The sequence below is a fragment of the uncultured Fretibacterium sp. genome, assembly GCF_963544685.1.
In the GTDB taxonomy this organism is placed as follows: domain Bacteria; phylum Synergistota; class Synergistia; order Synergistales; family Aminobacteriaceae; genus CAJPSE01.
This window is the reverse complement of the sequence record NZ_CAUUGJ010000080.1, coordinates 1-10,862: the sequence shown is the minus strand read 5'-3', so window position 1 is coordinate 10,862 and position 10,862 is coordinate 1. Positions and strand designations below refer to the sequence as shown.

The following is a 10,862-nucleotide window of genomic DNA, read 5'->3' as shown; positions in this document are numbered from 1 at the left end:
TCGGCCCCTGTGAGGTCGAAAAAGCCTATCCCCTCGATCCCCTCGAGGATAGACCGCACGCTGCGCAGCCCCGAGGGACGCCCCTGCGGAAGGTCCACCTGAGTGATGTCGCCGGTCACCACGGCCTTGGACCCGAACCCCAGACGGGTGAGGAACATCTTCATCTGCTCGGGGGTCGTGTTCTGGGCCTCGTCCAGGATGATGAAGCTGTCGTTGAGCGTCCGCCCCCTCATGTAGGCCAGGGGCGCGATCTCGATGATCCCCTTGTCCACGTAGCGGGCGAAGCGCTCGGGCGACAGAAGTTCATAAAATGCGTCGTAGAGCGGGCGAACGTAGGGCTCGACCTTCTCCCTGAGGTCGCCCGGGAGGTACCCCAGGCTCTCCCCGGCCTCGACGGCGGGCCGCACCAGGACGACGCGGTTCACCCGCCCCTCCTTCAGCATGGAGACGGCCTCGCAGACCGCCAGGTAGGTCTTGCCCGTCCCGGCGGGGCCGACGGCGAACAGGATGTCGTTGTCCCGCATGGCCTGGATATAGGCCCTCTGACCGACGGTCTTGGCCCGGATGGGCTTGCCCCGCGCCGTCGTGCAGACGACCTCCGAATACAGCGAGTCCAGCTTGATCTCCCGGCCCTCCGCATGGGCGTCCATCGCGTGACGGACGTCGGAGACGCGGATCTCGTGTCCGCTCTCGGCGACGACAGCAAGCTGGCGCAGCAGATGCGCCACGATGCGCACCGGCTCGGCGTCGGGGCCCGAGATCCGTATCCGGCCTTCCCCCACGGAGAGGGAGACCGGATAACGGGCCTCCAGGGCCTCGAGGTTCTCGTCGTTCAGCCCCAGAAGGCGAGCCATGGCCCCGCCGCCGGCAACCGCGACATCCTCGGAATTTCTCAGCGGAACGTCCCTCCGCTCCAACGCTTCTCCATCCATTCCAACGTTTCTCCATCCATCCTGTTTTTCGATCTTCCTCCCGCCTCCCGGCGTCAGACGGGATAGGCCGCTCCCTCGACGAGGTCCTCGAGCCCAACGTCCCGGCACGTGACGCGCGCGTACTTCCGCGGAAGAAAGTCCTTGGCGACCTGGGGGAACATGATCCAGGTCAGGGCGTCCTCCGGCTGGAGCGACCAGGCCTCCGCGGCCCTGCGGGCCGCCTCCATCTCGGGGGGGATCCTCTCACCGGGCCGGCAGGTGATGGGCTCCTCGTCCCCTATCGCCAGCCTCCGGACCTCGGGGTCCAGGGGAGCGGGCGCCGTCCCGTAGTAGCCCAGGAAGTACTGCTTGACCTCCTTGGGGATGACCTTCCAGCGCTGGCCCGTCAGGACGTTCAGCGTCGCCTGCGTCCCGACGATCTGGCTGGTGGGGGTCACCAGGGGCGGGTAGCCCATGGCCCTGCGCACCACCGGGATCTCGTTCATCACGTCCTCCAGCTTATCCAGGGCGTTCTGTTCCCTGAGCTGGTTCACGAGGTTCGAGTACATGCCGCCCGGAACCTGATAGCGCAGGATGTTGATGTCGACCCCGCCGATGTCCGGGAGCAGTTTCCTGTATTTCTCGCGGAGCGTCTTGAAGTACTCCTCGACGGGGACCAGATTGTCCAGGCTGATTCCCGTGTCCAGCTCGCCGCCCGCCAGGGCCGCGACCAACGATTCCGTGGGCGGCTGGCTAGTCCCCATGGAGAAGGGGGAGATCGCCGTGTCGACGATGTCCGCACCCGCCATAAGCCCCGCGTAGTAGGTCATGGAGGCCAAGCCGCTGGTGTAGTGGCTGTGAAGCTGTATCGGCAGGTCCGTCCGGGCGCGTATCGCGCCGACGAGCCGGACGCAGTCCACCGGGTTCAGCAGGCCCGCCATGTCCTTGACCGCTATGGAGTCCGCCCCCATGCCCGCCATTTTCAGGGCCATCTCGGCGAAGGCGTCCAGGGTATGGACGGGGGAAATCGTGTAGGAGATGCACAGCTGGAGGTGCGCCCCCTCCTTTTTGACCTGGTCGGCCGCGACCTCCATGTTGCGCAGGTCGTTCAGGGCGTCGAAGACGCGGATGATGTCGATGCCGCCCCCCACCGCGCGCTTCACGAACTCCCTCACCGCATCGTCCGCATAGTGCCGATAGCCCACGAGGTTCTGCCCCCGCAGCAGCATCTGAAGTTTGGTGTTCCTGATTCGGGAACGGATGACGCGCAGCCGCTCCCAGGGGTCCTCGTCCAGGAAGCGCATGCAGCTGTCGAACGTCGCCCCGCCCCACATCTCGAGGGCCCAATACCCCACCGCGTCCATCCTCTCGAGGACGGGGATCATGTCCCTGGTGCTCATCCTCGTGGCGATAAGGGACTGGTGCGCGTCCCGAAGCGCCGTCTCCATGATGCGGGCCCTCCGGCCCGCCTTCTTCCCGGGCACCCCCTCGGTCCTGTTCTCCGTCATTTCCGTCCTCCGTCATTATAAGGCGTTTTCAGCGCCGGGGCTCATCTTGGCCCGTTCCCACATGGCGTCGAGCTCCTCCGGGGAACAGTCCTCCAGGCGGATGCCGCGCTCCGCGGCCTGTTGCTCGACCCGGCGGAAGCGCCCGGCGAATTTGGCGCAGGCCCGGGAGAGCGCCGCGTCGGGGTTCACCCCCAGGTGACGCGCCAGGTTGACGGCCATGAACAGCAGGTCCCCCAGCTCGTCCTCCACAGCCGCGGCATCCCCGTGCTCCACGGCCTCCCGCAGTTCGTCGGCCTCCTCGTCCAGCTTCGCGAAGAGCGGGGCGGCGTCGCCCCCGGGCCAGTCGAACCCGACGTGTGCGGCTTTGCCCTGCATCCGATGGGCCTTGAGAAGCGGAGGCAGCCCGGCGGGCACCCCGGCCAGGACCGAGAGGTCCTCCTTCCGGGCGCGGCGCTCCTCCAGCTTGATGCTCTCCCAATTCCTCAGGACCGTATCGCTGTCCTCGGCCTCGACGTCTCCGAACACGTGGGGATGGCGTCGGATCAGCTTGTCGCAGATCGTGCGCACGACGTCCCGCATGTCGAAGTCCCCGTGCTCCCTGGCCAGTGAGGCCACGAAGACGACCTGCAGCAGGAGGTCCCCGGACTCCTCCCGGACCTTGCCCATGTCCCGCTCCGTGATGGCCTCCGCGAGCTCGTAGGCCTCCTCCGTGATGCAGGTGCGCAGGTCCTCCAGCGTCTGCTTCCGGTCCCACGGACAGCCTCCCGGAGCCCTCAGCCGTTCGATCAGGCCGACGATCTCGTCGAAATAATGTCCTTTATCCCTGCGATCTCCGCAGTCCCCAATACCCGGCCCGGCCCTCATGTTTTCGTCGCTGGAAATCACAGTCACACCTCCGTCGGTCCTCCCGACGTTCCCTATCAATCCGATGTCGCTTAAAATCGTAAACGGCTCATTCAAAAGTACGGTGGAACGATACGATTATAAATGATAACACAGGGCCCGGAACGCGAGAGGACGGGCCCCGCCGGGAACCCGCCCTCTCGCAAATCGCCGCCGTGCGTCCGCGCCTACTGCTGGTTCCTGCCCGCCCCCTGGAGCTGGGCCGTAACGCTGTTGAGCCAGCTGGCCTGCTGCATCAGCTTGGACAGGTTGCGCTCGGCGTCGGAGAACCGTTTGAAGAGCGTCTCCTTCTTCTTCTGAAGGCGCTGCTCGAACGTGTTCAGATACTTGTTGATGGAGTTGACCTCGGTCTTAATGCCGTCTATCTCCCGCACCACGGCGCCCTTGGCGGCTCCCTTGCCGCTGTCGCCGCTCGCCGCGGAGGAACGGAGCATCCCGTCCGCGAACGTCTGCATGTCCTTGGCGAAGGCCAGCATCACGTCCGTGGCCTCCTCCGAATTTTTCGTCATCGCCTTCATGAAGTCCCGTGAGCTGAACTCGAGCTCGCCGCTCTTCCCGAAGTCGGTGGAGGTGGTCTTGAACCCCATCTGATAGAGGCCCGTATAGGTGTAGTCCATGCCCAACGCCTTGAGGGCGGGAGTCCCCGACACCTGGACCGGGCGGTCCGTGCCCGCGTCGATCACCAGTTTGCCGTCCGAGACCGAGGCCTTGGCGAAGGGGGTGGGGTACTTCCGCCCGTCGGGATCGTAGTGCAGGGCGCTGCCCTCCCCACTCCCGGAGGTGTCGTTGATCCTGGCCGCGATGGACTCGAGCGTGTCCTCCGGGTTGACCGTGATGTCGGCGGTGCGGGCCCCCACCGTGACGCGCAGCGTGCTCTGGCCCTTCAGGCCGTTCTGCTCCATCGTCCCGTAGATGGGGTCCCGGCTCTTGCGCTGCTTGAAGGTGTGGGTATAGGTCTGGGTGACGGAGCGGCGCATCCTGCTCTTGGCATCGCGCAGGAGGGAGTTGCCGAAGAGCAGGCCCCACTTCATGCGGAAGTCGTTGGCGGGCAGGGTGGCCTTCTTCGTCTCGTCCACGGCCTTCTCCGAGGATTTGACGTTGATCCACTTCATCACGTCGTTGTAGGCCTCGGTGAAGGCCTGGATGGCCTTGACGGAGGCCTCTAGGTCGTGGGAGATGTCCATGGAGACGTGCCCCACGCCCTTGAGCTCCATCGTCACCCCCTTGATCAGCTCGTTCTTGTACTCCGGGCCGATCTTGTTGGAGGACCGCGTCACCTTCTCCCCGTTCAGGATCATCTCCGCATCCTCGGCGGCCGTGTAGTGCGCCTCGTCCTTCAGGTCCAGGCCCAGCGCGCTCAGGATCCCCGTCCCGTCGTCCGACAGGGTGAAGGTGTTCTTCGCGTGCGCGTACTCCACCGTGTACTCGTCGCCGTACCCGGGAGTGATCTGCTTGCCGTCCTTCATGCGGAGAACGGGCGGCGTCGCGGGCTGAGTCCAAGTCAAGGTGAACTTGCCGCCAGTATTGGTGGACGGCACAAAGGTCCCCCCCCCAAAGGCCGTCGGGGGGTCCTGATAGACGTAGGTGGCCGTCGGGTCAATCGTTCCCCCCGCTGTGGTGAAGCCCCACTCGCTCATGGTGAGCGTATCGCTCTTGCCCCGCTCGACGTTGCTGAAGGTCTGCGTCGTCCCGTCGGCCTTCGTCAGCTCCAAGTCGTAGTTTGTGCCCGGGCCGGGGGCGCCCCAAGCCGCCTCGGGCCGCCAGCGCACCACGGCCTTGGCCGGGCTGCCGCCGTCGCTCACGATGTCGAAGTCCTCGCCCTGCACATAGGTCCTGCCGCCCTGTTTGATGACGGACTTTCCCCCGACGAAGTCCGCATAATCCGCTCCCGTAACGTCCTCGGCGCCGCGTTTGACGTTGAGCGTGAACTCCTCATCTGCATCGGGCTTATACGTAACCTTATAGGCGACGCCCTCGCCGGGGCGATTCATCCCCAGCCACTTCACGGACTTTCCCTCGATCGTGAAATCCGTACCGTACTGATAGGTGACACCGTTCCTGTCCTGGACGGAGATGTTCGTCGTCGATAACGCCGCCCGGGGCGTAAAGGGCAACGCATCCTTATCCACATCGCCCTTGCCGCGCACGATGTCGCTCGGGCCATAGGTTGCTCCGCCCGTCGTATAGACATCCCCGGACTTCGCCTTGTACTTCACCTGGTACATCTCCCCGGCGGGGACCGTCTGCGGCTCGTAGTCGCGCCAGCGAATCTGGTTGCCGGCCACGACGTCGAAGTCCACGCCCTGTTTCCAGGTCTTGTCGCCCTTCTTGCTCTTGACGACCAGGTCCCCGGACTTCAGCGAGCCGGAGTCGATATGCATATTTTCCAAAAGGTCGTACGCATTGCCGGAGCGGGTCATCGCCGCCTTCTGGGTGTCCTTGCCCAGGCCTGTGGCGTCGCTCTTCAGGATCAGCTTGTTGTCCACGACGGACGCGGTCACGCCGAACGGCGGCCTCTGCGTCTTGAGGGCCGTGTTGATGCGCTTGGCCAGGGACTCCAGCGTATCGTCGGAACGGACCTCGATGCGCAACCTCCGGCCGCCGATGCCGATCCAGAAATGGGCCTCCGACGCGCCGCTCAGGGCGCCCGTGAAGGCCCCGGAGAGCTTGTCCGTGAAGGCGTTGGAACGCTGGACCTGACTCTTGGCCAGCTTCAGGACCTCGAGGTCGTGGACGTTGACCTCCGCGTCCGCATTGGCGGTGGCCGTCAGCACGCCCTTATAGGAGCCGCTCTTGTCGATCCGCTCGATCTCCAATTCCTTCGCCTTGTAGGTCGAGGGAAGCTTGAGCGGCGACAGCGCGCTGTTCAGCTTCTGCAGCGCGATCTGGAACTCCTCGAAATATTCCTGTTTCCGGGTCAGCTTATCCCGCTTCTCCACCATCACGAGCGCGGGCTTCTTCGCCTTGTCCAGGATCTTCGCTATCATCTCGTCCCAGTTGATCCCGGACGCGATACCCGATACGGACATGTCCGCCATACAAAACCCTCCTGTTCTTCGGCACGGACAAAATGCATCGGGCTCCGCCGATGCGCGTTCATTATATCCCACATTGAGTATCGGCGCGGGGCGGGGCGGATATGAGCGCCCCGGATATGCTAGAATATGAATGTTGTCTTTTTACGACGATGATGCATTGCCCGTCCTCCCCATCCCTTCCCCGGGATGGGGAGGACTTTGGGCGCACCGGGTTTTCCGTGCGCCGATTCGGAAATCGGGACAGGGGGATCACGATGAAGGTATCGATTGACGGACAGGAGCACCGCGAGATCCCGTCCACGGCGTCGCCTCTCGAGATTCTGGAGGCCGTCAGGGCGGAAGCCGCCCGCTCCGGGCTCGTCCTCACGGGACTTCGAGTCGACGGCGTGGAGATGGACGAGCGGGCCTTTCTTGCCCTGTCGGGGGGGATGTCGGCGCACTTCTCGCTCACCCCGGTCCGCCTCCTGATCCGGGAGACGATCGCCGAGGCCCTGGACTACGTCGCGCGGCTGAAGAAGGGCATCGAGGAGATCGCCGGCCGCTTCGAGGAGGGCGAGACTTCGGCCGCGCAGAACCGCCTGTCCGAGGCGATGGAGGGGCTGGACTGGACGCTGGACGTCTACGAGCGATGCAGCGCGCTGACGGCCGGGCCCTCCGCCGAGCCGGAGGAACAGGCGTTCCGTGACGGGCTCCTGGAGATTTTGAACCGCCTCATCGGCCTGATGAACGGGAAGCGATACCCTCAAATGGCCCTGGTCCTGCGTCAGGAACTGCTTCCAAGCGTCGATGCGCTCGCGCTGATGCTGGGCAGGCTCTCCGCCCCTCAATCCCGGTAGCGGCCGCGGACGCAAGACCATGTGCCGTATCTCCGGGCCCTTCCGCGTCGTCCCGATTCATGATTCTCCCGTTTGAATCATGTCGTTTCCGTTGCATTGACGTTGTCTCATTCGACACTGTCTCATCCGATCCTGTCTCGTTCGATGGAGGAATTTCAATTTGTCCCTGCGTAAAGGTTTGATCCTCTTCATCCTGCTGGCCTTCGGGGCCAATGCGGTCATCATAGCCAAAAGCGTCGATCACGACACCGTCCGTTCCCTGCTCTCGTCGAACAAGCTCCTGCTGCTGGGGGCCCTGGGGGTGGTCTTCCTCTCCTGGATGTGCGACGCGGGGCGCTTCTGCGCGCTCTCCCGCGCGGCGCAGGAACGAGTGCCGTTCTCCATGGGAATCGTCCTCACCTGGCTGAACTACTTCGGCAGCGCGGTCACCCCCATGCAGAGCGGGGGCGGCCCCTTCCAGGTCTACGTCCTCTATAAGAAAGGGGTCCCCATCGGCAAGGGCATCGCCATCACCCTGATCCGCACCATGCTGACCGTTCTGATCCTGAGCCTGGTCGTCCCCACGGCCCTGTTCCTCGAGCCCTCCATCCTGGAGGCGAGTCCCTTCCTGAAGGGGCTCGTCTTCTACGTCTTCGCCGTCATCGGCTGTACGTGGATCTTCATCCTCTTCACCGTCCTCCGCCCGGGCTCCCTCAAGAGGCTGGGCAAGATCGCCATCCTGTGGATGAAGCGGCTGAACCTGGTGAAGTCCAACCGACGCGTGATCGGCTGCTTCCAGTGGCTCGACCGGGAGGTGGACAACTACATCATGAACTTCCGCCTGGCGTTCCGCTCCGGGAAGGGATGGATGCTGCTCGCCACGGCGCTCTCCGTCCTCCATCTGCTTCTGGTCTTCACCGTGCTTCCCATCCTGATGAGCGCCGTCGGACTCCCCTACAGCTACACCCAGACCCTGGCGACCCAGGCGGTCTTCATGTTCGTGCTCTACTTCATCCCCACCCCGGGGGCCAGCGGCTTCGCCGAGAGCGGCGGCGCCCTGCTCTTCGGAACCCTGATGCCCTGGAACATGGCGGGGATCATGGCCATCATCTGGCGCTTCTTCACGGAGTACCTCTCCATCTTCATGGGGGTCGTCGTCGTGATTCGGATGTTGGGATGGGGCGTCTCCGAGGAGCTCCACCAGGGCGTCTCCCCCGAGGAGGAGGCCAGGGATGAGGCCAAACGAGGTTCGTCGAATGCAGGCGTTTCGTCAAAAAATCTTTAAGCTCAGGGGCGGGATCTGGACGGTCCTCTTCCTGATGATCCTGCTCCTGGCCCGGCCGACCCTGAGGTCCGTCCTCCTGGGGCTTCCCCTCGTCGTCCTGGGGCAGGCCTGGCGGTTCTGGGCCGTCGGCTGCATCGGACGCTACCGGGGGGAGACCGTCGGCGCGGAGCGGCTGGTCACCTGGGGGCCCTACGCCTTCATGCGCAACCCCCTCTACTTCGGCAACGGTCTGATCGGGCTGGGATGGGGACTGATGGCCGGGCCGTGGGCCGCCGCCCTGTTCGCGGTCTCCTTTGTCGTCGTCTACGGCCTTCTCATCATCCCCTTCGAGGAGTCCTTCCTGTCCTCCAGGTTCGGGGACGAATATCACGAGTACCGACGGAGGACAGGGGCCTTTCTGCCCTCCGCCTGGCCGTCCGGACGCATCGCGGGGCCCTTCTCCGCGGGCATCCTGTGGACCAGCGAGCGCCATACGCTCCTCTCCACCGCCGTGGGGACCCTTCTGATCGCCGCAAAGGGGTTTTTTCTGTAAGCCGTTTTCCATGACACGCGAGGACTGGGGCGCGGACACGTATTTTGAGGCAGGCCGACGCGCCCGGGCTGTGCTATACTGAGCTCATCATGGAATGGAGCCCGCGCCATTGGAGGTGGAGCATGAATCCCGAGAAAAAGGACCCCAAAAAGGAATTGACCGTAAAGGATCTCCTGTCGGCCATCTCCGAGACGGAATACCCGCAGTACATCCTGGAGGCGCTTTCCCGCATCCAGCGGTGGATGCAGGACACCCTGAACGCCCCCGCGGATCAGGGAATGGACCCCGTCACGGCGATGTTCGAGGACAATGGCGAGGTTGACATCGAAAGGCTCTTCGAGCGTCTGGAGAGCCTGGAGCAATACTTCGACCTCATTCCCAACACGCGCCGTCCCGAGGGGCGCCCCGACGTGGTCGTCGTCAGCATGAATCCCCCCGACTACGAGAGCGGCGTGCGGACCGCCATCGACTATGCCGCGCTCTTCAACCGCAGCAACTGCAAGCGCGTGTGGGTCATCAGCGATACCTTCATCTTCGAGGACACGATGCGCTACGCCGCGCACGTGGACGCCCTGGCCAGCCAGGGCATCGTCTTGCGCTTCGTGCTCGTCACCCCCTGGGGGTGGGTCGAGATTCCGCTCAGCGGGGCCACCGCCTCCAGCCAGCAGTTTTTGTGGCATAATCCCTTCAGGAGCGGCGGAACGAACGGATAAGGGCCCGCCGAGCATTCAAGGAACCTCCAAGGGGGGCATACTCCCTCGATCGCCCGGTTTCTTCACCGGGGGTATCCGCAGCATCGCCAGGAGTTTTCATCTAAAATAAGGCTGCCGCCGACAAAACGCCGGCGGCAGCCTCGATTCATCCCTGCATGCCCCATCCACAACGGACCATGGTCAACGGAGCAATCACACCGCGCGGCTTCCGGGCTTGTCTATGGGGATCCCCTCCCGGCAAAGGGGGCACTCGGACTCCTCCCATTTCCGGGCCTCCATGCACATCAGCGGCCTGAAAGGAACGCCGAAATCCACGGAGCCGCCCGAACGGTCGACCACCGCCCCCACGCCGGCCACCTCGGCCCCGGTCTCCCTCAGAAGTTCGATGACCTCCCTCACCGAGCCGCCGGTGGTCACCACATCCTCGACAACCAGCACCCGCTCCCCCGGGTTCACGTGAAAACCGCGCCGAAAGGTCATCTTCCCGTTCTCCCGCTCGGCGAAGATGTTGCGGACCCCAAGGGACCGCGCCACCTCATAGGCCAGAATGACGCCGCCCAGCGCCGGGCCCGCCACCACGTCGACCCGCCCCCCCCGGAACATATCGGCGATCGACGCGCAGAGCTCCTCACTCGCCACGGGGTGCTCGAACAGGGCGGCACACTGCATGTAACGGTCGCTGTGCAGCCCCGAGGTCAGCCTGAAATGCCCGGTCCGGAGCGCCCTCACAAGCGTCAGGAGCTCCTCGGTCCTTTTCTGTCTCTCATCCCTCAGTATCACGTCGAGCATGTTCTCTCCTCCTTCCGCCGCATCGGAACCACTTCTTCTATTGCCCGAGGGCCGTGTTCAGTTCCGCCCTCATCCGCAGCGCCTCGTCCCGGGCGGCCGAGACGAAGTTGTCGGTCCCGGCCTTCCTGTGGGCGCAGATGAGGCTCCGCGACGCCGCGACGACCGCCCCCCCTCCGGATGCGTCGAAACAGCCGGCCAGGGCCTTGGCGGACGCCCCCTGGGCCCCGTAGCCCGGGAGCAGGAAGAACGTGTGTGGCATCCGCCGGCGCAGCCGCTCCCCCTGATCGGGATACGTCGCCCCGACGACCGCGCCGACGGAACTGTAGCCCTCCGAGCCGATGAGGCCGCCCCCCCACTCCCCGACCTGT

At 64.6% G+C, this 10,862-nt stretch carries 9 protein-coding genes and 1 pseudogene; 4 read left to right on the top strand and 6 right to left on the bottom strand.

Annotation, left to right across the window (positions count from 1 at the left end):
• From ABLA28_RS08210 to fliD, 4 genes are all read right to left on the bottom strand, one after another.
• Window positions 1–854, bottom strand: an 854-nt coding sequence (locus ABLA28_RS08210) for a PhoH family protein (RefSeq protein WP_347713240.1), incomplete at its 3' end; no start/stop codon positions are given.
• Window positions 855–985: 131 nt separating this feature from the next.
• On the bottom strand, window positions 986–2,419 hold the full coding sequence (locus ABLA28_RS08205; RefSeq protein WP_347713239.1) for a pyruvate carboxylase subunit B: 1,434 nt from the start codon (window positions 2,417–2,419) through the stop codon (window positions 986–988).
• 15 nt (window positions 2,420–2,434) lie between these two features.
• Complete coding sequence (gene mazG, locus ABLA28_RS08200; protein WP_347713238.1) at window positions 2,435–3,310, bottom strand: nucleoside triphosphate pyrophosphohydrolase; 876 nt, start codon at window positions 3,308–3,310, stop codon at window positions 2,435–2,437.
• A 179-nt stretch (window positions 3,311–3,489) separates the two neighbouring features.
• The gene (fliD, locus tag ABLA28_RS08195; protein WP_347713237.1) at window positions 3,490–6,360 is read right to left on the bottom strand and encodes a flagellar filament capping protein FliD; all 2,871 of its coding nucleotides are present in this window, start codon (window positions 6,358–6,360) and stop codon (window positions 3,490–3,492) included.
• 254 nt (window positions 6,361–6,614) lie between these two features.
• Here fliD and ABLA28_RS08190 point away from each other — a divergent pair, with 254 nt between their 5' ends.
• From ABLA28_RS08190 to ABLA28_RS08175, 4 genes are all read left to right on the top strand, one after another.
• Window positions 6,615–7,196 carry a hypothetical protein gene (locus tag ABLA28_RS08190; protein ID WP_347713236.1) on the top strand — a complete coding sequence of 194 codons (582 nt, stop codon included), beginning with the start codon at window positions 6,615–6,617 and terminating at the stop codon, window positions 7,194–7,196.
• Window positions 7,197–7,356: 160 nt separating this feature from the next.
• A complete protein-coding gene (locus tag ABLA28_RS08185; RefSeq protein WP_347713235.1) occupies window positions 7,357–8,460 on the top strand; it encodes a lysylphosphatidylglycerol synthase transmembrane domain-containing protein in 1,104 nt (367 codons plus the stop codon).
• Window positions 8,432–8,992, top strand: coding sequence for an isoprenylcysteine carboxylmethyltransferase family protein (locus ABLA28_RS08180; RefSeq protein WP_314715836.1), 561 nt, complete (start codon window positions 8,432–8,434; stop codon window positions 8,990–8,992). Before ABLA28_RS08185 ends, ABLA28_RS08180 begins: the two co-directional genes overlap by 29 nt.
• Before the next feature lie 122 nt (window positions 8,993–9,114).
• Window positions 9,115–9,705, top strand: coding sequence for a hypothetical protein (locus ABLA28_RS08175; RefSeq protein WP_314715834.1), 591 nt, complete (start codon window positions 9,115–9,117; stop codon window positions 9,703–9,705).
• 192 nt (window positions 9,706–9,897) lie between these two features.
• On the opposite strand, the gene pyrE is transcribed toward ABLA28_RS08175, so the two are convergent.
• Both pyrE and ABLA28_RS08165 read right to left on the bottom strand, forming a co-directional pair.
• Window positions 9,898–10,494: an orotate phosphoribosyltransferase gene (gene pyrE, locus ABLA28_RS08170; RefSeq protein ID WP_347713234.1), complete on the bottom strand. Its 597-nt coding sequence runs from the start codon at window positions 10,492–10,494 to the stop codon at window positions 9,898–9,900.
• A 37-nt stretch (window positions 10,495–10,531) separates the two neighbouring features.
• Window positions 10,532–10,862 (bottom strand): annotated as a pseudogene (locus ABLA28_RS08165) (orotidine 5'-phosphate decarboxylase); the annotation flags it as partial.

Bases quoted from the DNA above. Each gene is read 5' to 3' on its own strand.
- ABLA28_RS08180 (WP_314715836.1), top strand. From the start codon at position 8,432: ATGCAGGCGTTTCGTCAAAAAATCTTTAAGCTCAGGGGCGGGATCTGG.
- fliD (WP_347713237.1), bottom strand. From the start codon at position 6,360: ATGGCGGACATGTCCGTATCGGGTATCGCGTCCGGGATCAACTGGGAC.
- ABLA28_RS08205 (WP_347713239.1), bottom strand. From the start codon at position 2,419: ATGACGGAGAACAGGACCGAGGGGGTGCCCGGGAAGAAGGCGGGCCGG.
- ABLA28_RS08175 (WP_314715834.1), top strand. From the start codon at position 9,115: ATGAATCCCGAGAAAAAGGACCCCAAAAAGGAATTGACCGTAAAGGAT.
- pyrE (WP_347713234.1), bottom strand. From the start codon at position 10,494: ATGCTCGACGTGATACTGAGGGATGAGAGACAGAAAAGGACCGAGGAG.
- ABLA28_RS08190 (WP_347713236.1), top strand. From the start codon at position 6,615: ATGAAGGTATCGATTGACGGACAGGAGCACCGCGAGATCCCGTCCACG.